Raw genomic sequence first — 16,634 nt, forward strand, 5'->3', positions numbered from 1 at the left:
TTACGTGGATTTTCCGGGTCTTTGCTGTTCCGCGCTGACCCGATTGGTCCTATAATTGCACTCTGACGCATGTGAGAGCCGGGAACTCACCCGGCCAAGCCCGTGGGGGAGACAACAAGATGATCCGCTCTGAGTTGATCACGAAGATTGCCGAGGAGAATCCGCATCTTTACCAGCGGGATGTCGAGAAGATCGTGAATACGATCTTCGACGAGATCACCGAGGCGCTCGCCTCGGGCGACCGCGTCGAGCTGCGCGGCTTCGGGGCTTTTTCCGTCAAGAAGCGCGACGCGCGCACCGGTCGGAACCCGCGCACCGGCGAAGCGGTTGAGGTCGAGGAAAAACATGTACCCTTCTTCAAGACCGGTAAGCTGCTGCGCGACCGGCTGAACGGGAAAGAGGAATAAGAGCTAATGATTCGAGCGCTTCGGCTGCTGTTTCTCGGCCTGCTCGCCGTGGTCCTGATCGGACTGGCGCTGGCCAATCGTCAAATCGTCACGCTGCGGGTGCTGCCGCTCGAGGCGGGCAGCTTCCTTGGCTGGGACTGGGCTGTTCAGGTGCCGCTGTTCCTCGTGATCCTCGCGGGCGTTCTGATCGGCCTGCTGATCGGTTTCGTCTGGGAATGGGCGCGCGAGGCGCGTCTGCGCCGCGATGCCCGCCAGTCGCACCGCAAGGCCCGCAAGCTCGAGGCGGAGGTTCAGACCCTGCGCCACGACAAGACCGGCCCGAAGGACGACGTGCTGGCGCTGCTCGACCAGCCCTCGCGCTGAGATGCCGACCGTCGCCATAGACCGCAACGCGCAGGGTCTCGCCCGGGTCAAGATCTGCGGGCTGCGCAAGGCCGAGGATATCGCCGCCGCCGTCGAGGCGGGTGCGCGCTATGTCGGCTTCGTTTTCTTCCCGAAATCCCCGCGTCATCTGGAGATCGCCGAGGCGCGCGAGTTGGCGCAGGAGGTGGAACCCGGCATCGCAAAGGTTGGCCTGGTTGTGAACCCGAGCGACGAGCTTCTCACCGAGATCACGGACGCCGTGCCGCTTGACATGATCCAGCTTCACGGCTCCGAGACGCCGGAGCGGGTATCCGAGATCCGCGCCAAGTTCGGTCTGCCCGTAATGAAGGCGGTAGGTGTCGCGGATGCGGCCGATCTGCCGAAGATCGCGGACTATGAGGCGGTGGCTGACCAGATCCTGCTCGACGCAAAGCCGCCGAAAGAGGCGGAGCTTCCGGGCGGTAACGGGCTTTCCTTCGACTGGCGGCTGATCGCCGGGCGCAAATGGGAAAAACCGTGGATGCTGGCCGGAGGGCTGACGCCCGAAAACGTGGCCGAAGCGATCCTGCTGACCGGCGCGCGGCAGGTCGATGTCTCTTCCGGCGTGGAAAGCGCGCCGGGCGTGAAAGACCCCGAGAAAATCCGCGCCTTCGTGCGCGCCGCGCGTCAGGGGGCCGACGGGGCGTAGCCGGGCCCGGCGCAATCGAGTATTTTTGGTCTGAGGCCGGGGCAGGGATTTATCTTGCCCCGCTTTGACGCTAGACCCGTCGTCACGAAAAGCGCGAGGTGAGCCATGGCTGACGATCTGATCAATTCCTTCATGAATGTGCCCGACGAGAATGGGCGGTTCGGCATTTTCGGTGGCCGCTTCGTGTCCGAGACGCTGATGCCGCTGATCCTCGCGCTCGAAGAGGAATACGAGAAGGCCAAGACCGATCCCGATTTCTGGGCCGAAATGGACGATCTGTGGAAGCACTATGTCGGCCGTCCGTCGCCGCTGTATTTCGCGCCCCGCATCACCGAAGAGCTGGGCGGCGCGAAGGTCTATCTCAAGCGCGACGAGCTGAATCACACCGGCGCGCATAAGATCAACAACGTGCTGGGGCAGATCCTGCTGGCACGGCGCATGGGCAAAACCCGGATCATCGCCGAGACCGGCGCGGGCCAGCATGGCGTGGCGACCGCGACGGTCTGCGCGAAATTCGGCCTCAAATGCGTGGTTTATATGGGGGCGACCGATGTCGAGCGTCAGGCGCCCAACGTCTTCCGGATGCGCCTGCTGGGCGCCGAGGTCGTGCCCGTCAAATCGGGCCGCGGCACGCTGAAAGACGCGATGAACGATGCGCTGCGCGACTGGGTGACCAATGTGCGTGACACGTTCTACTGCATCGGCACGGTGGCCGGTCCGCACCCCTATCCGGCGATGGTCCGCGATTTCCAGTCGATCATCGGCAAGGAAGTGCGCTGGCAGCTTGAAGAGCAGGAAGGCGAGGGCCGTCTGCCCGACACCGTGATCGCGGCGATCGGCGGTGGCTCGAACGCGATGGGCCTGTTCTACCCGTTCCTCGACGACAAGTCCGTGCGCATCATCGGCGTCGAAGCCGGCGGTCACGGCGTCGACGAGAAGATGGAGCATTGCGCCTCGCTCACCGGCGGGCGTCCGGGCGTGTTGCATGGCAACCGGACCTACCTGCTGCAGGACGAGGACGGGCAGATCCTCGAAGGGCATTCGATCTCGGCCGGGCTCGACTATCCGGGAATCGGGCCGGAGCATAGCTGGCTGCATGACACCGGGCGCGCCGAATACGTGAACATCACCGACAAGGAGGCGCTGGAGGCGTTCCAGTTCTCCTGCCGTCTCGAAGGGATCATCCCCGCGCTCGAGCCCTCGCACGCGCTGGCCCATGTGATGAAGATCGCTCCCGATCTGCCCAAGGACCATATCATCGTGATGAACATGTGCGGGCGCGGCGATAAGGACATTTTCGCCGTCGCGAAGCATCTCGGCTTCGATATGCAGGCATAAACTCAGGTTTATGTCCTGCAACGGCAGGCCGAATGTGCTGACATAACCCAATTGTCAATGGACCGGCGGGCCCTGTCCGCCGACCCTCTCCCCCGACGTCGCAGCCCGCGGCGCAATTCCCATCGGAGGAGAGAGACGATGAAGATGAAATCTACCCTCGCCGTACTCGCGGCATTCGCGGTCTCAGCGCATATGGCGCAGGCTGAAGTGTCCACGGACGGCATCGCCGCCGATCTTCAGGCCAATGGCTTCACCAGCATCGAGATCAAGGTCGGCCCGACCCAGGTCAAGGCCGAGGGCTACAACCCCGACGGCACCAAGATCGAAGTGGTCTATGACCGCGAGACCGGCAAGATCCAGAAACAGGAAACCTACCGGACGCGCGCGGGCGAGGACATGACGCAGGGCGTCAGCGTCCGTCAGCAATCGGAAGATTTCTACGACGGCAGCGAAGACGACCATAACGGTAGCGACGATCAGGGCATGGATGACAGCAGCGACGGCGATCACACCATGTCGGATTCCGATCACGGTTCGGACGACCACGGCTCGGACGATGGCGGCTCGGATGACAGCGGTTCCGACGACGGCGGCTCGCATGACAGCGGGTCGGATGACGGCGGCTCGCATGACAGCAACGACGATTGATCCGAACGGACTTGCCCGGCGCTCCCTGCGCCGGGCATAATCCCCGCAAGAGCCGCGTATCCGCGCGGGAGGAGGAGCCGATGAGATTGCGCAGAGACTTGGCGATAGCCGCTTTGATCGGCGCGTTGAGCGTGCCTTTCGCGCCCGGCCTCGCCCGTGCCGAGAGCGCCAGCGAGGCGGTCACCCGACAGCTCGAAGATTACGGCTATCATGGCATCGACGTACAGCGGACCCTGTTGGGCCGCGTGCGCATCACTGGCACCCGGGCAGGCGTCGAGCGCGAGATCGTCCTCGATCCGCGCAGCGGCGAGATCCTGCGCGATCTGTCACGCTCCAGCCGCAGGCCGATCCTGAACGACACGCCATTGGGCGGGAACGGATCGAGCTCCTATGCCGGACAGGGCGCCACATCCGGACGAGACGGCTCCGACGACGGGTCGGACGATGGCGGCAGCGACTCGGATAGCGGATCCGACAGCGGGTCCAGCGCCGGCAGCGACGATGGCGGAAGCCACGACAGCGGCAGCGACGATGGCGGGGGCAGCGATAGCAGCGATAGCAGCGATAGCGGCGGAGACAGTGCGGATGATTGACGCCCCGCAGCGGTCGACGGGAGCGGCGCTATGACGTCGCGGCTGCGCCGGGCGGTGCTTGTGGGGGCGATCCTGCTCTTTCAGGCTGTCTGCGCGCTGTTCTTCATCTCCGACATCCTGCTGTCGATCTTCGGTCTCTACCCGGCGCCGATCAGTTGGCAGAACCGCGAATTCCTCGAAATCGGCGCCGCGCTCGGCCTCGTTCTGGGCCTCGCGCTCGGGGCGTTCGCTCTGGCGGGGGCACTACGCGAGGGGGCGCGGGCGCAGGCGCGCCTGGACCGGGCGACCTCGGCCTTCGAAGACCTTCTGGAAGAACGCTTCTCGGATTGGGGCCTCACGGCGGCAGAGCGCGACGTCGCGCTGTTCGCGATCAAGGGGCTCAGCACGGCGGAAATCGCGGCCCTTCGCGGGACCTCCGAGGGCACCGCCAAGGCGCAGAGCGCGGCAATCTACCGCAAAGCCGGGGTGAACGGGCGCGGCGCGCTTCTGAGCCTCTTCGTCGAGGACATGATGGACCAGCGCGCCCAAGGCGCACAGCGGTCCGAAAAGGCGGCCACGCGCGGCGTGACGGCGACGGTCAAGGGCTGAGCGCTCAGGTCCGGAAGGGGCGCGTATCCTCGTAGGCGAACTCGATCAACGAGCGCAGCTTGCGCGGCAGCCGCGGCCCGTCGAGATAGACCGCGTGAATCGGGATGCGCAGCAGCATCTCCTCCGGAAAGAGCGAGACCAGCCGCCCCGCTGCGATTTCAGGGCCCAGCACGAAGTCCGGCCCATAGGCGATGCCGTGGCCCGCCAGCGCCAGCTCGCAGGCCGCGCGGGCGCTGTTGACGCGGATTTGCGCGGGAACGGGCAGGGTGGTTATCTCGCCGCTCTCACGATGCCGCCAATGCGGGATCGCGCTGTGATTGCTGTCATGGATGCAGCGGTAATCGGTCAGATCGGCGATCTTCGCAGGACGGCCCACCCGTTCGAGATAGGCCGGAGAGGCCACGACGCGCATCCCGATCTCGCCCAGCTTGCGCGCCCGCAGAGCCTGATCGCGCAGCTGCCCGATCCGGAAAGCGAGGTCGATCCCCTCGGCGGCCAGATCTGTCGGTGCATCCGAGAGCGTCAGATCGATCACCAGATCGGGGTGCGGTGCGGCGAAGCGCGCGAGCATCTCGGCCAGATAGACCTCCCCGAAAGTGACCGGCGCGGAGATCCGCAGCACGCCGGAAAAGCCCCGCGACTGTTCGGACACCGCGCCCAAGAGATCGTCGAGCCCGTCGAGCACGCCCGGCGCATCGGCCAGCAGCCGTTCGCCCGCAGGGGTCAGCCCGATCCGCCGCGTCGTGCGCTGCAGAAGGCGCGTGCCAAGGCGGTCCTCCAGCTCGGCCACATATTTCGAGGCGAGCCGATTGGAGATGCCCAATTGCTCCGCCCCCGCGGTGAAAGAGCCGGCGCGGGCGGTCGCGACGAAGGCGCGGAGCTGTTCGGTGATATCCATCGCTATTCAGAACAAAATGGTAAAAGTAATTCCAGATAATATCCATTTTATTCACTAACGGAACGACTAATTTCCTCGCTGTAACGCGAACACACCGCGCACAGAGTGCGGTTGCAGGAGATAGACCATGATCGACACCAAACTCGCCCCCTACGGCGTCCTCGTTTTGCGCCTTCTGACCGGGGCGCTGTTTCTCACCCACGGCCTGACGAAGCTTTTCGTTTTTACTCCGGCCGGCACGATGGGTTTCTTTGAATCGCTGGGTTTGCCCGGCTGGCTCGGCATCGTGACGATGGCGGCGGAAATCCTCGGCGGTATCGCCTTGCTCACCGGCATCTATGCTCGGATCGTCTCTTTCGGGCTCGGGTTCATCCTGCTCGGCGCGGCCTTCACGGCGCACTGGGGCAACGGCTTCGGATTCTCGAACCAAGGCGGCGGCTGGGAATATCCGGTGATGTGGGCCATCGTGCAATTCACGCTCGCTGCTCTGGGTGACGGCGCCTATGCGCTGCGCCCTTTGAGCCGGAAATGACAGGAGGAGACGATGGCGACCAGTGATGCAAATGTCGAAATCGGCCATGTGACCCTCGTGGTCCGTGACCTCCCGGCGGTGGGCGCGTTCTACGAGAGCGTGCTCGGGCTGGAGCAGATCGGGGGCGACACTGCCGAGGCGCGTTACGGCGTCGATGGCAAGGTGCTCGTGATCCTGAAAGCCGACCCGGAGGCGCGCAAATCGAGCCGGGCAGAGGCGGGACTGTTTCACACCGCCTTTCTGCTGCCCGACCGCGCCGATCTGGGCGCGTGGCTGAACCACGCCGCCGAGCAAGGCATCCGGCTCGACGGGGCGTCCGATCACCTCGTGAGCGAGGCGGTCTATCTGCACGACCCCGAAGGCAACGGGATCGAGATCTACCGTGACCGTGCCCGCGAAGACTGGCCGCGCAAGGACGGGATGATCGCGATGGTGACCGACCCGCTCGATCTGGCTGACGTGATGGCGCAGGCCCGCGGCCCGTGGCGCGGCGCGCCGAAGGGTTCGGTGATCGGGCACGTTCACCTACAGGTCGGTGCGCTCGATCCGGCGGAGCCGTTCTATGCCGAGACGCTCGGTGCGGATGTGATGGCCCGCTATCCGGGAGCGAATTTCCACGGCTGGGGCGGCTATCACCACCACCTCGCCACGAATATCTGGAACAGCCGCGGCGCCAAGGAACGTCACCAGCCCGTGACCGGTCTGGCCGAGGTGGGGCTGAAGGCCGATGCCGAGCCGCTCGCCGCCTTCCGCGAGGCCTATGGCGACAGCGTGGCAGACCCGTGGGGCACGCGCTTCACATGGTCTGCGAAGTGATCGTGCGATATAAGAGAAAGGCGCCCGCGATGGGCGCCTTTTTCACTTACAGGATGTGGTTCACATGGCCCATCTTGCGGCCCGGCTTCACCTCGGCCTTGCCATAGAGATGGATCTGATACCGCGCGAGCTTCGCCAGCCGCGGCACGCGGTCCATGTCGTCGCCGATCAGGTTCTCCATCTCGACGTCGCAATGGCGCCCGCCATCGCCGAGCGGCCAGCCGGTCACGGCCCGGATATGTTGCTCGAACTGGTCGACCGCGCAGCCCGCCTGCGTCCAGTGGCCGGAATTATGCACGCGCGGGGCGATCTCGTTCACGATCAGCGCGTCGCGGGTGACGAACAGCTCGACCCCCATCACGCCGACATAATCGAGCTTGTTGAGGATCTTCGCCGCCAGCAGTACCGCATCGGTGCGCTGGCTGTCAGTGATCGCGGCGGGCACCAGCGTGGTGCGCAGGATGCCGCCCTCATGCTTGTTCTGGCCCGGATCGTAGCAGGAGATCGCGCCATCCTCGGCGCGCGCGCCGATCACGGAGATTTCCTTGAAGAACTCCACGAAGCCTTCGAGGATCGCAGGCGCGCCCTTCATGTCCTCCAGCGCGGCGGCAGCCTCTTCGGGCGCGTTGATCACCACCTGTCCCTTGCCGTCATAGCCGAAGCGGCGTGTCTTCAGGATCGCGGGGCAGCCGATCTCGGCGATCGCTTCCTTGAGGTCCTCGATATCGTCCACGGCGGCGAAAGGTGCTGTGGCGAGGCCCAGGTCGTTGAGGAAGGCTTTCTCAACCAGACGGTCCTGGCTGACGGCGAGCGCCTTGCGGTTGGGGCGGATCGGTTTGAGGCTTTCCAGCAGATCGAGCGCCGAAGTCGGGACATTCTCGAACTCGTAGGTGATGACGTCCACGGCTTGGGCGAAAGCGCGCAGCGCGGCCTCGTCCTCATAGGGCGCAGTCGTCACCGCATGGGCCACGTCGCCTGCGGGCGGGTTCGCGCCCGGCTCGAAGATGTGGGTCTTGTAGCCCAGACGCGAGGCCGCGACCGAGAGCATCCGTCCCAGCTGACCGCCGCCCAGGATGCCGATCACCGATCCATAGGGCAGGGGCTCACTCATCTTCCGGCTCCTCCTTGATCGAGGCCGAGAGCTTCTCGCGCCAGCCATCGAGCCGCTTCGCCAGATCCTCGTCCGACACCGCAAGGATGGCAGCGGCCATCAGGCCCGCATTGGCGGCACCCGCCGCGCCGATCGCCATCGTCGCGACGGGGAAGCCCTTGGGCATCTGCACGATGGAATAGAGGCTGTCGACGCCCGAGAGCGCCCGGGTCTGCACCGGCACGCCGATCACCGGCACGCGGGTTTTCGAGGCCATCATGCCAGGCAGGTGCGCGGCACCGCCCGCGCCTGCGATGATGACGTGCAGACCACGCTCCACGGCGGTCTTGCCGTAGGACCAGAGCCTGTCGGGGGTGCGATGGGCCGAGACGATCTTCGCCTCGTATTCCACACCGAGTTCGTCGAGGATTTCCGCCGCCTCTTTCATCGTGGTCCAGTCGGACTGACTGCCCATGATGATTCCCACTTTCACGCTCATGACGCCCCCTTTTCAGATGGAGCGCGCACTATAGGAATCTGTGCCGTCGCGGCAAGCCCCGGCAGGGCTGCAGCGCCGATCGGATCGGGATCAATTCGGGGATCAGGCGATGATGTCGGGCGTGAGCTGGTCTTCGATCCGCGCGATCTCGTCTTTCAGGGCAAGCTTCTGCTTTTTCAGTCGCACGAGGCGCAGCTGATCGGAATGCACCGCCTGCGTGAGGGCGGAGATCGCCTCGTCCAGATCGCGGTGTTCACGCCGCAGCACTTCCAGCTTCACCCGCAGCACTTCTTCATGATCCATCTCGAGATGGGCGTTCATATCCGTATCATCCGGTTCTGGTTGCGCGATTTACCCTCCGCCCGACTCGGCTGGGCCCGTCAGGGGGGAGGGTCAATATAACAGGTTTCGAACGACTTAGGAGAAAATTTGCCCTTAGCGTAAATGGACGGCGGGGTCTTGCAGGGGGCTTCCACGCCGCCCATATTTGACTAGTGGGCTGCCGAAGATCGGGGCCCGAACTTGCAACGTCGCTTGATCAAGGGCTTGCCGAATGACGAAACTGAGTTTTGGCGCACATCCCTACCTGCTGGGCTTCGACCAGCTGGAACGGCTGGTGGAACGCACCGCCAAGGGATCGGATGCCTATCCGCCGTATAACATAGAACAACGCGGCGAGGATGCGTTCCGCATCACGCTCGCAGTGGCAGGCTTCCGAGAGGAAGACCTCACGATCACGCTCGAAGACCGGGCTTTGGTGATCCGCGGCCGTCAAAGCGAGGAGGAGGGCGACCGCCTGTTCCTTCATCGCGGGATCGCCGCACGGGCCTTTCAGCGCAGCTTCGTGCTCGCCGAAGGGGTCGAGGTCGCAGCCGCCACGATCGAGAACGGTCTACTGCATGTCGATCTGAACAGGGCGCCGCCCGAGACGATCGTGCAGACCATCCCGATCGAGCGGAAATAATCAGGCAGGAAAGGAAAAGCGCAATGAATACGGAATACGATTTCGGCGATAAGGCCGAACATCCCATCGTCTATGTCCGCGAAGTGGCGGTCGTCGATCTGCCCGAGGAAATCCGGGCCGAACTGGACGATGTCGATCACCTCTATGCCGTCCATGACAGCGATGGCGAACGGCTCGCGCTGGTGAAGGACCGCAAGCTGGCCTTCTCGCTGGCCCGGCAGAACGATCTGGACCCGGTCTCGGTCCATTGATCGGTTGAACGGACGCGAAAGGCGCCCGGGGGATCACCCTCGCGGCGCCTTTTTCATTTCCAGATGCGAGATCGCGAAAGAGGCCGCGACGCATCCGGTAAACAGGTACAGCCCCCAAGCCGTCTCGAGGCGCCCGACGCCCACGCCTTTCGCCACGACGATATAGATCGCGATCAGGAAGATGTCGGCCATCGCCAGTTTGCCCAAGACGTTCAGCGTCGGCAGCAGGCGCGGCGAGGCCAGATCGAACTGGATCAGCGCGACGCCGATCACCTTCAGATAGGGGGCAAACAGGGCCAGAAAACTGACGAGCAGGGCGAGAAACACATCCGTCCGCCACAGCGTCTGCAGCCCGCTGAGCACCGAGATTTCCTCCAGCCCGAAGAAGGGCAAGAGCCCCGCGCGCAGAAGCGGCGCGGCCCATGCGAGGGGAAAGAGCAGCAAGAGCGCCAGATTGGCGAATTTCAGCATCGACCGGCGCTCTTCCCGAGGGACGCTTCGGCCCCGTTACGACTTGGATTCTTTCTTCGCGATCGGCACCACGTTGGGCTGCGGGCCGTCTTCGATTTCGTAGCCCAGCAGCGGCAGGATGTCACGCAGGTCGCGCTCCAGCAGACGAAACTCGGCGTTCACCTCGCGCTCCTCGGTCTCGACATCGGTCAGCCATTCGCGAAGCTGCGTGCAGGTTCCACGGGCGACCGCGATCTGATCGCTCAGCGTCTCCGCCTCCTGTTGGCGCTGTTCGAGGAAGGCGCGGGCGCGTTTGACCTTTTCCTCGGAATAGACCTTCGCGAGGTCGCGCGATTGCAGGCTCATCTGTGCGGCCAGTTCCAGCAGTTCCGGCTCGAGCCCTCCCAGGTCGGGATGTTGGCGCAGATAGCTGATGCGTTCGCGCATGGCGTCGAACTCGCCCGACAGCGCAAAAACGCCTGCGCGGTCCGCATCATGCGCGCTGCGATAGGCGCGGGTCACGTCATCCATGTCGACGTGGAACCGCCGATGACTGCCTTCGAGCTTCGACACGCGCGAGCAGGAGGGCAGATAGAGCAACAGGATCAGCGCCAGAAGCGCTGCGCCAACCTGTAGCCAGGCGCCGAAATCAGGCAGGACAGTGTCGCCGAATTGCGCCTCGAGACTGAGCCACGGCATCAGGCCGAGCGACGCCGCAGCGACCGCGCCGATCGCGGCGAGTGCGGTGATTGCGACGGTGACGGTAAGTGCTTGGCCAATCGCCGCGTTGATACGGTCTAGATTGGCGCTCCCAACGTGTTCGGTTTGCATTGTCTGACCCCCCCGGTCCCCTTGTTGAAGATGTTGGCCGGAACCGGTCCGAGTTTGAGTCTCGTTGGCGGATCAAGCACTTGGGGAGAATGCGCGGAAATTCGCTTGGTTCCGCAGCCTGTATGTCAGCGAAGCGTTTCGATCGGTCCGTCCGCACGTCCGTGGATGAACTGCTGGACGTAAGGGTCTGAAGTCGCGTCCATTTCCGAGATCGGACCTTCCCATCGAATTTTGCCCGCGTGGAGCATTGCAACGCGGTCGGCAATCGCGCGGACCGAGGTCATGTCATGGGTGATCGTCATCGCGGTCGCGCCCATCTCGGTGACGATCTCGCGGATCAGCTCGTTGATGACACCCGCCATGATCGGGTCGAGCCCGGTGGTGGGTTCGTCGAAGAAGATGACCTCGGGCTCTGCGGCGATCGCGCGGGCAAGGCCGACGCGTTTCTGCATCCCGCCCGACAGTTCCGCCGGATATAGGTCCGCCACATCCGGCGATAGGCCCACCCGGCGCAGCTTCTCCACCGCGATCTCGCGCGCTTCCGCCTTGGGGCGCTTCAGCGCGCCGCGCAGCAGGCGGAAAGCGACGTTCTCCCAGACGGAAAAGCTGTCGAACAGCGCGCCGCCCTGAAACAGCATCCCGAAGCGGGCGAGGAAGGCGTCGCGCTCCCCGGTGCGGACATCGACCCCGTCGAGCGTGATCGACCCGCTATCGGGTTTGACCAGCCCGAGGATACACTTCAGCAGTACCGATTTGCCGGTGCCCGAGCCACCGATGATGACCGTCGATTGCCCCGTCGGCACCACCAGATCGACGCCGCGCAGGACGTGGTTCGATCCGAAGCTCTTGGTTATGGCCTCAAGCGTGATCATGCCGAGAAGAACGCCTCCGTCAGCACGTAATTCGCGGCGAGGATCGCGACCGAGGCGGCGACCACCGCCGATTTCGTCGCCCGGCCCACGCCCTGCGCGCCGCGGCCCGAATTCATCCCGTGATAGCAGCCCATCGTCGCCACGATGAAGCCGAAGGCCGCGCCCTTCACGAGGCCCGATCCCACGTCCCAGAACTCGAGGAAATCCCACGTATTCTTGAGGTAGGTGGCGGAGTTGAAGCCGAGACGGTTCACGCCGACGACCCAGCCGCCCATGATCCCGATCACGTCGCCCACGCCGACCAGCATCGGCACGCAAAGCGTCGCGGCCAGCACGCGCGGCACGGTGAGATATTTCATCGGGTTGGTCGAGAGCGTGGTGAGCGCGTCGATCTGCTCGGTCACTTTCATCGTGCCGATTTCGGCCGCGATGGATGAGGCCACACGCGCCGCGACCATCAAGCCGCCCAGGACGGGGCCAAGTTCACGCACCATTCCGATCGCGGTGATCGAGGGCACGACCTGCTCTGCCGAGAAGCGCGCGCCGCCCGCGTAGATCTGCAGCGCCAGCGCCGCGCCGGTGAACAGGGCGGTCATCCCCACGACCGGCAGCGACAGCCAGCCGATATTGAGACAAGCGAGCCAGAATTCGCGCAGGTAGAAGGGCGGGCGGAGCAGGTGGCTCAGCGTCTCGCCCACGAAGCGCGACAGCCGCCCCGTCTCCGCCAGAAGCGCGAGCGTGGCCCGCCCGAGCGTGGCCAGCGGCCGGCTGAGCGCCGTTGCGGTCATGCGGCGGGCTCCGCGTAGCGGCGGGCATAGCGGGGACCGAGCGAGGTCAGGATCTCGTAGCCGATCGTGCCCGCGAGATCCGCCAGCGTGTCGACACCCTGATGCGGCCCGAGCAGATCTAGCGTCTCGGGCACCGTATCGAGATCGGTCACATCCACCGTCAGCAGGTCCATCGAGACGCGGCCCCGCAGCGGGCAGGGCGTGTCGCCCGCGTAAAGGTTCGTGATGTTCGACAGCACGCGGTGAATTCCGTCGGCATAGCCCGCCGAGAGCGTCGCGATCTTCGTCTCGCGCTCGGCGGTCCAGGTGTTGCCGTAGCCCACGGTTTCGCCAGGCTCGACGATCCGGGTCTGGATCACCGGCAGCGAGAGGGTCACGACGTGGCGCGCCTCTTCGAAGGGGCGCCCGCCGTAAAGGCCGATGCCGGGGCGCGTCACGTCGAAATGATAGTCCGGGCCCAAGAGGATGCCGCCCGTCGCCGAAAGCGAGCGTTTCAACCCCATCCCGTCGGTCATGCGTTTGAATTCGGCCAGCTGCTTGGCGTTCATCTCGTGGTTGGGCTCGTCGGAACAGGCGAGATGGCTCATCACCAATTCGATCCCGCGCTCCATCAGCTGCGGGGCGGCGGCCTGCCAGTCGGCAGCCTCCATCCCGAGCCGGTTCATCCCGGTGTCGAGCTGTACGCCCACAGGGCTCTCGGGGATCGCCTGCAGATGCCGCTGCGCCTGTTCGCCGGAGTTCAGCATCGGGATCAGCCGCGCGTCGCGCAGGAAACCCGCATCGCCCGCCATATGACCGCCAAGAACGAAGATCCGCGCGTCTTCGCCCAGATGCGGACGCAGCTTCGCGCCTTCCTCGGCCAGCGCGACGAAGAAGTCCCGCGCACCCGCCCGGTAAAGCGCCGGGGCGATACGCTCTGCGCCCAAGCCGTAGCTGTCGGCTTTCACGACCGCCGCCGTGCGCGTCGCCTCACCCGATTGCGCGTCGAGCGCGCGCCAATTGCTGACCACTGCGTCGAGGTCGATATGAAGATGTGCCTGTGCCATGGCCCCTTTTTCTGCGCACACGCCCTCAGGTCAAGCGCAATCCGCGCACGCCTCGCGCATGGCTGCGTTTCAGGGAAAGCTGCGCCCGTCGTCCAGCCGCGCAAGGATGGCCTCCGGCCCGCCCTGATGCGTCTCCCAGATCAGCACGGCGCAGACGGCTTCGGCATAAAGTCGGTTGTTGCGCCCGGCCTGCGGTGCCCAGTCGAAGGGCGAGCTGGGCAGATCGGCGCGCGGCAGCGCCTGACAGCGCCCGATGCCCGAGCCTGGCCCGAGATAGCGCGGATCGTTCGAGACCAGCACCGCTAACCCCTCGTCGAACCACGCAGGCATGCGTCCGCGTACCTGACCCAGCACCCCCAGCCGGGCATGGGTCTCTGTATGGGTCAGCTCATGCGCGAGGATCGTCTCGGTCAGCCCGCGCGGGGCCACGCGCACCACCGCCCAGGCCCCGAGCGAATAGGTCACTGCCGCCGCACCCCGCCCACCAAGGCGGCGGTCGCAGGCGTCGCTCGTGCAGGCGAGAATGCGGGTATGGGCTTCGCGCGTGGGATAAAATTGGGCGACGGTGTCGCGTGCCGCATCGACCGTCTCGACCAGATCGCGGCGCTCTGCGCGGCTCATCTCATGCTCGACGAAAATGCCCGGCGCGGCCCGGTCCAGCCCGAAGCAGCGCGGGCATAGCCCCGCCGCCAGTACCGGATAGAACCACAAGAGAGCGATCAGGCCCAGAAGCCCGCCCGCCAGAAGCGCCAATAGAGAGACCCGGATCACTCGCCACATACCGCCAAGATGGCGCAAGCCACGGTTTTCACCAAGCGTCAGTCGCGCCCGCGGAGGATTTGTCGCAGCGCGCCGTGCAGTGTCTGCACCTCCGAGCGCGTCATCGCGAAGCGCGTCCACATGTTGCGCAGGTTGCGCTTCATCATCGGGGCCTTCGCGGGCGGGTGGAAGAAGCCCGCCTCCTCGAGCCGCTGCTCGAAGTGATCGCCCAGCTTCTCGACCTCAACCGCGCTTGCAGGATCATGGCCCGCAAGCCCCGGATCGATCGGAACGGACTCCAATGTGTGGCGCGAATACTCATAGGCCGACAGCAGCACCGCCTGCGCGAGGTTGAGCGAGAAGAACTCCGGGTTCACCGGGACCGTGATGATCGCATTGGCACGCAGGATGTCGTCATTCTCCAGCCCCGTGCGTTCGGGCCCGAAAAGCACGCCGACCTTCTGGCCTGCGACGATGCGTTTGCGCGCCTCGTCCATCGCCGCCTCGGGCGTGTAGATGGGTTTGGGCAACTCACGGCCCCGCGCGGTGGTGGCAAAGACGTAATCGCAATCGGCCACCGCGTCCGCCACGCTGTCATAGACGCCCGCGAAATCGAGCACCTGCCCCGCCGCCCCCGAGGCCATCGCCACCGCTTTCGGGTTGGGCCAGCCGTCGCGCGGTTCCACCAGCCGCATCTTGCGCAGCGAGAAGTTCAGCATCGCGCGCGCCGCCGCCCCGATATTCTCGCCCATCTGCGGACGCACGAGGATGAAGGCGGGCTGGGCGGGATCGGGGATTTCAGGCGTATGGGGCATGGGCGGTCCTTTCGCGCCTCTCCTAGTCGCGCAAGCTGGCACTGGCAAGGCCGCGCCGCTTGCGTTAATAGGCGCCCAAGACCCGCAAAGGAGCCTGCCCATGGCCGAAGACCTCCCGCAGATTTACCTGATCACGCCGCCCGCTTTCGACGCCGAGGAATTCGCGCCGAAACTGGCCTCGGTGCTCGATGCGCATGAGATCGCCTGCATCCGCCTGTCGCTCGCCAGCCGCGACGAATACGAGATCGGTCGGATCGCCGACGCGATGCGCGAAGTGGCCCATGCCCGCGACGTGGCGCTGGTCATCGAATCCCATGTCGCCCTCGTTGAACGCCACGGGCTCGACGGGGTGCATTTCATCGATGGCGCGAAGCAGATCCGCTATGGCCGCAAGGAGCTGGGCGACGACGCGATCGTCGGCAGTTTCTGCGGCAATTCCCGCCATGAGGGGATGAACGCGGGCGAGGCGGGGGCCGACTATGTCTGTTTCGGCCCGATCGGCGAGACCAATCTGGGGACGGCCGAACCCGCCGAGCACGAGCTGTTCGCCTGGTGGTCGGAAGTGATCGAAGTCCCGGTGGTGGCCGAAGGCGCGCTGACCGAGGAATTGGTCACGAAATTCGCCCCCGTCACCGACTGGTTCGCTTTCGGCGACGAGGTCTGGCGCGAAGACGACCCGGCCGCAGCTTTGGGACGGTTCATCAAGGCGATGTCGTGATGCCGGATTGGCTCGGCGATAGCGACGGCCCGATGGGCGATTACGGGGCCTTCATGGAGAGCGAGCTGCAGGTGCCGCGCGCCGATCTGGCCGCGCATATCCGCCAGCTTCCGGGCGAGCGGCTGCTGATCGGGCTGGTCGGCGGCCCCGGTGCGGGCAAGTCGCATCTCGCGCATGAACTCGCCGAGGCGCTCGGAGAGCAATCGGCGATTGTCGCGATGGACGGGTTTCACCGCGACAATGACTGGCTCGACGCACGCGGCCTGCGTAACGTGAAGGGCGCACCGGAAACATTTGATACGGAGGGGTTTTCGCAACTTCTTGCACGGCTGAAATCGAGCCGTCAGGACGAGGCGGTGCCGACCTTCGACCGCGATCTGGACGCCACCGTTCCGGGCGGTGCAAACGTGCCGGGCTCGGCGAAATACCTGATCGTCGAGGGCAATTACCTGCTGCTGACGCGGCCCGGTTGGAGCGATCTCTATCCGCTCTTCGATCTTACGATCCGCATCGATCTGCCTGAAGAGGTGCTGCGCGAGCGGCTGACTCAACGCTGGCGCGATCAGGGCTGCGATCTGGCCGAAACGCGCCGCCGTGTCGAGGAAAACGACTTGCCCAATGGCCGCACCATCACGCGCGAGAGCCGCGCCGCCGATCTCGTCGTGCGGGACTGAGCTTCG

At 65.1% G+C, this 16,634-nt stretch carries 24 protein-coding genes; 13 read left to right on the forward strand and 11 right to left on the reverse strand.

What is annotated here, in order from left to right; all coding sequences use genetic code 11:
• Positions 1 to 119: 119 nt before the first annotated feature.
• From ihfB to B6V75_RS01635, 7 genes are all read left to right on the forward strand, one after another.
• Positions 120 to 407 carry an integration host factor subunit beta gene (gene ihfB, locus B6V75_RS01605; protein ID WP_075774953.1) on the forward strand — a complete coding sequence of 96 codons (288 nt, stop codon included), beginning with the start codon at positions 120 to 122 and terminating at the stop codon, positions 405 to 407.
• A gap of 6 nt (positions 408 to 413) precedes the next feature.
• A complete protein-coding gene (locus B6V75_RS01610) occupies positions 414 to 770 on the forward strand; it encodes a LapA family protein (protein ID WP_233243041.1) in 357 nt (118 codons plus the stop codon).
• Position 771: 1 nt separating this feature from the next.
• Complete coding sequence (locus B6V75_RS01615) at positions 772 to 1,458, forward strand: phosphoribosylanthranilate isomerase (protein WP_088718522.1); 687 nt, start codon at positions 772 to 774, stop codon at positions 1,456 to 1,458.
• Between the two features lie 105 nt (positions 1,459 to 1,563).
• Entirely contained in the window at positions 1,564 to 2,796 is a 1,233-nt protein-coding gene (gene trpB / locus B6V75_RS01620; protein WP_088718523.1) for a tryptophan synthase subunit beta, read from the forward strand.
• Positions 2,797 to 2,934: 138 nt separating this feature from the next.
• Positions 2,935 to 3,444 (forward strand): PepSY domain-containing protein, encoded by a 510-nt coding sequence (locus tag B6V75_RS01625; protein ID WP_075774950.1) that lies wholly within the window; start codon positions 2,935 to 2,937, stop codon positions 3,442 to 3,444.
• An 80-nt stretch (positions 3,445 to 3,524) separates the two neighbouring features.
• Positions 3,525 to 4,037 carry a hypothetical protein gene (locus tag B6V75_RS01630; RefSeq protein ID WP_088718524.1) on the forward strand — a complete coding sequence of 171 codons (513 nt, stop codon included), beginning with the start codon at positions 3,525 to 3,527 and terminating at the stop codon, positions 4,035 to 4,037.
• A 30-nt stretch (positions 4,038 to 4,067) separates the two neighbouring features.
• Positions 4,068 to 4,625 carry a hypothetical protein gene (locus B6V75_RS01635; protein ID WP_146735098.1) on the forward strand — a complete coding sequence of 186 codons (558 nt, stop codon included), beginning with the start codon at positions 4,068 to 4,070 and terminating at the stop codon, positions 4,623 to 4,625.
• Positions 4,626 to 4,629: 4 nt separating this feature from the next.
• Here B6V75_RS01635 and B6V75_RS01640 read toward each other — a convergent pair whose 3' ends face one another.
• A complete protein-coding gene (locus tag B6V75_RS01640; protein ID WP_088718525.1) occupies positions 4,630 to 5,523 on the reverse strand; it encodes a LysR family transcriptional regulator in 894 nt (297 codons plus the stop codon).
• Positions 5,524 to 5,650: 127 nt separating this feature from the next.
• On the opposite strand from B6V75_RS01640, the gene B6V75_RS01645 reads away from it, so the two are divergent.
• Positions 5,651 to 6,055, forward strand: a complete 405-nt coding sequence (locus B6V75_RS01645) for a DoxX family protein (RefSeq protein WP_088718526.1) — start codon at positions 5,651 to 5,653, stop codon at positions 6,053 to 6,055.
• A gap of 12 nt (positions 6,056 to 6,067) precedes the next feature.
• Positions 6,068 to 6,871, forward strand: coding sequence for a VOC family protein (locus B6V75_RS01650; protein ID WP_088718527.1), 804 nt, complete (start codon positions 6,068 to 6,070; stop codon positions 6,869 to 6,871).
• Positions 6,872 to 6,917: 46 nt separating this feature from the next.
• Here the strand turns inward: B6V75_RS01650 and B6V75_RS01655 are convergent, their stop codons facing one another.
• The 3 genes from B6V75_RS01655 to B6V75_RS01665 all read right to left on the reverse strand — a co-directional run bounded on the left by B6V75_RS01655 (position 6,918) and on the right by B6V75_RS01665 (position 8,781).
• Complete coding sequence (locus B6V75_RS01655; protein WP_088718528.1) at positions 6,918 to 7,982, reverse strand: 5-(carboxyamino)imidazole ribonucleotide synthase; 1,065 nt, start codon at positions 7,980 to 7,982, stop codon at positions 6,918 to 6,920.
• Complete coding sequence (gene purE, locus B6V75_RS01660) at positions 7,975 to 8,460, reverse strand: 5-(carboxyamino)imidazole ribonucleotide mutase (RefSeq protein WP_088718529.1); 486 nt, start codon at positions 8,458 to 8,460, stop codon at positions 7,975 to 7,977. The genes B6V75_RS01655 and purE overlap by 8 nt, the downstream gene beginning before the upstream one ends.
• A gap of 102 nt (positions 8,461 to 8,562) precedes the next feature.
• Positions 8,563 to 8,781 (reverse strand): DUF465 domain-containing protein, encoded by a 219-nt coding sequence (locus tag B6V75_RS01665; protein WP_075774942.1) that lies wholly within the window; start codon positions 8,779 to 8,781, stop codon positions 8,563 to 8,565.
• A gap of 232 nt (positions 8,782 to 9,013) precedes the next feature.
• Here B6V75_RS01665 and B6V75_RS01670 point away from each other — a divergent pair, with 232 nt between their 5' ends.
• Together B6V75_RS01670 and B6V75_RS01675 are read left to right on the forward strand one after the other, a co-directional pair.
• Entirely contained in the window at positions 9,014 to 9,424 is a 411-nt protein-coding gene (locus B6V75_RS01670; RefSeq protein ID WP_088718530.1) for an Hsp20 family protein, read from the forward strand.
• Between the two features lie 23 nt (positions 9,425 to 9,447).
• Positions 9,448 to 9,675, forward strand: coding sequence for a DUF1150 family protein (locus B6V75_RS01675; protein WP_075774940.1), 228 nt, complete (start codon positions 9,448 to 9,450; stop codon positions 9,673 to 9,675).
• Between the two features lie 33 nt (positions 9,676 to 9,708).
• On the opposite strand, the gene B6V75_RS01680 is transcribed toward B6V75_RS01675, so the two are convergent.
• From B6V75_RS01680 to B6V75_RS01710, 7 genes are all read right to left on the reverse strand, one after another.
• Positions 9,709 to 10,146, reverse strand: coding sequence for a paraquat-inducible protein A (locus B6V75_RS01680; protein WP_088718531.1), 438 nt, complete (start codon positions 10,144 to 10,146; stop codon positions 9,709 to 9,711).
• 36 nt (positions 10,147 to 10,182) lie between these two features.
• Complete coding sequence (locus B6V75_RS01685) at positions 10,183 to 10,956, reverse strand: DNA repair protein (protein ID WP_233243040.1); 774 nt, start codon at positions 10,954 to 10,956, stop codon at positions 10,183 to 10,185.
• A 125-nt stretch (positions 10,957 to 11,081) separates the two neighbouring features.
• Positions 11,082 to 11,828: an ATP-binding cassette domain-containing protein gene (locus tag B6V75_RS01690; RefSeq protein WP_088718532.1), complete on the reverse strand. Its 747-nt coding sequence runs from the start codon at positions 11,826 to 11,828 to the stop codon at positions 11,082 to 11,084.
• On the reverse strand, positions 11,825 to 12,616 hold the full coding sequence (locus B6V75_RS01695) for an ABC transporter permease (protein ID WP_075774936.1): 792 nt from the start codon (positions 12,614 to 12,616) through the stop codon (positions 11,825 to 11,827). Before B6V75_RS01695 ends, B6V75_RS01690 begins: the two co-directional genes overlap by 4 nt.
• Entirely contained in the window at positions 12,613 to 13,662 is a 1,050-nt protein-coding gene (alr, locus tag B6V75_RS01700) for an alanine racemase (RefSeq protein WP_088718533.1), read from the reverse strand. The genes B6V75_RS01695 and alr overlap by 4 nt, the downstream gene beginning before the upstream one ends.
• Positions 13,663 to 13,731: 69 nt before the next feature.
• Positions 13,732 to 14,433 (reverse strand): hypothetical protein, encoded by a 702-nt coding sequence (locus tag B6V75_RS01705; protein ID WP_146735099.1) that lies wholly within the window; start codon positions 14,431 to 14,433, stop codon positions 13,732 to 13,734.
• Positions 14,434 to 14,480: 47 nt separating this feature from the next.
• Positions 14,481 to 15,236, reverse strand: coding sequence for an RNA methyltransferase (locus tag B6V75_RS01710; RefSeq protein WP_088718535.1), 756 nt, complete (start codon positions 15,234 to 15,236; stop codon positions 14,481 to 14,483).
• A 100-nt stretch (positions 15,237 to 15,336) separates the two neighbouring features.
• On the opposite strand from B6V75_RS01710, the gene B6V75_RS01715 reads away from it, so the two are divergent.
• A complete protein-coding gene (locus tag B6V75_RS01715) occupies positions 15,337 to 15,954 on the forward strand; it encodes a thiamine phosphate synthase (RefSeq protein ID WP_088718536.1) in 618 nt (205 codons plus the stop codon).
• On the forward strand, positions 15,954 to 16,628 hold the full coding sequence (locus B6V75_RS01720; protein WP_240496887.1) for an AAA family ATPase: 675 nt from the start codon (positions 15,954 to 15,956) through the stop codon (positions 16,626 to 16,628). Before B6V75_RS01715 ends, B6V75_RS01720 begins: the two co-directional genes overlap by 1 nt.
• The last annotated feature ends 6 nt before the right edge of the window (positions 16,629 to 16,634 follow it).

Source organism: Thioclava sp. F1Mire-8, from assembly GCF_002213165.1.
GTDB lineage: Bacteria > Pseudomonadota > Alphaproteobacteria > Rhodobacterales > Rhodobacteraceae > Thioclava > Thioclava nitratireducens.